We start from the raw sequence: 227 nt of genomic DNA on the forward strand, positions 1-227 counted from the left end.
GCTTGATTGATGGAACGAGGGTTGAGAGGTGAACCAACGCAGCACCTCCCCCTGGCACAATTCCTTCCTCAATGGCAGCAAAAGTAGAATTCTTGGCATCCTCGATGCGAAGTTTGCGATCCTCGAGCTCAGTCTCAGTTGCAGCCCCCACCCTGATGACTGCAACTCCACCAGATAGCTTCGCAATTCTCTCCGATAGCTTTTCTGAGTCATAAACGGAATCAGTC

The 227-nt window shown here is 51.1% G+C and carries 1 protein-coding gene; it reads right to left on the minus strand.

Annotated elements, in window-relative coordinates; all coding sequences use genetic code 11:
• Window positions 1-227, minus strand: a 227-nt coding sequence (locus tag C6N31_RS47540; protein ID WP_498063741.1) for a TCP-1/cpn60 chaperonin family protein, incomplete at both ends; no start/stop codon positions are given.

The organism is Streptomyces fildesensis, from assembly GCF_016107395.1.
GTDB classification, from domain to species: domain Bacteria; phylum Actinomycetota; class Actinomycetes; order Streptomycetales; family Streptomycetaceae; genus Actinacidiphila; species Actinacidiphila fildesensis.